This window comes from Bacillus sp. JCM 19034, assembly GCF_001310635.1.
Taxonomy (GTDB): domain Bacteria; phylum Bacillota; class Bacilli; order Bacillales; family Bacillaceae_D; genus Halalkalibacter.
On sequence record NZ_BAXR01000055.1, the window covers coordinates 1 to 1,182 of the forward strand.

Genomic DNA, 1,182 nt, shown 5'->3' on the forward strand with positions numbered 1-1,182 from the left:
GAGTCAAGACATTGAAAACATCGCAACAGTGGATGGGGACAATATTGATGAACCGGACAAGCCGAGTGAAGAAGTGATGATTTATCCGCGTGAACCGAATGTGGAATCAGAAAAGACAGCAGAGAACCTAGAGGAAGGAAGATAAACTTCCACGTAGGGGATACGGTTGTTTATACGATTCGAGCACGTAATACGGTTCGTGAAAGTGTTGCCGAAAACCTTGTAATTTCCGATGAACTACCAGAAGGGCTTAGCTATGTGGAAGGAAGTCTGGAAGTGAGCCACGATGTATCAGGAGTATACGAGGATGGCGAGATTACCGCTAATTTTGGAAATGTAACGGATACGGAATGGCGTACGATCACGTTCCAAGCTGTGATTGACGCAGGTCAATCGGAAACGATGATAGAAAACGTGGCGAAGGTCGATGGTGATAATGTTGAACCAGAGGAGCCACAACATGAATTTACGGTCGATCCGAAGGATCCGAAGCTAGAGTCAGAGAAAGTAGCGGAACTAGTTGAAAAAGCCGAAGGCAATACAGATACAGAGAACGCTGAAGTGGGAGATACGCTGCTGTATACGATTCAAACCCGAAATACAATTGAAGATAGCTTAGTGAAGAACTTAGTCATACGTGATGAATTACCAGAGGGCCTTGAGTATGTGTCAGGCACCCTAGAGGTTGATGGACAAGTCGTCACAGATGAAGAAGATGGCGATGCTGGTCATTATGTGGACGGGGAAATTGTCGTGCAGTTCGGTAATGTCAGAGATACCGACTGGCATACGGTCACATTCCAAGTGACCGTTGGTGAAGGTCAAGCAAGCCAAGATATTGAAAACATCGCAACAATCGAAGCAGACAATATCAGTGATCCTGATCAACCAAGCGAAGTGGTTCTCATTTATCCACGTGAACCACAAATTGAATCGGAAAAGACAGCTGCGAACCTAGAGGAAGGGAAAGAGGACTTCCATGCAGGTGATACGGTTGTTTACACGATTCGAGCACGCAATACGGTTCGTGAAAGTATCGTCGAAAATCTCGTCCTTTCGGATGTCCTTCCAGACGGACTAAGCTATGTCGAAGGAAGTCTAGAAGTAAGCAACGGAGGAACAGGAGACTACGAGGATGGCGTCATTACCGCAAGCTTTGGAGATGCTTCAGATACCGACTGG

Annotated in this window: 1 protein-coding gene; it reads left to right on the top strand. The window is 46.2% G+C overall.

What is annotated here, in order from left to right; translation table 11 throughout:
• Positions 1-141 precede the first annotated feature (141 nt).
• A partial coding sequence (locus JCM19034_RS20525; RefSeq protein ID WP_269431745.1) for an isopeptide-forming domain-containing fimbrial protein occupies positions 142-1,182 on the top strand: 1,041 nt, incomplete at its 3' end.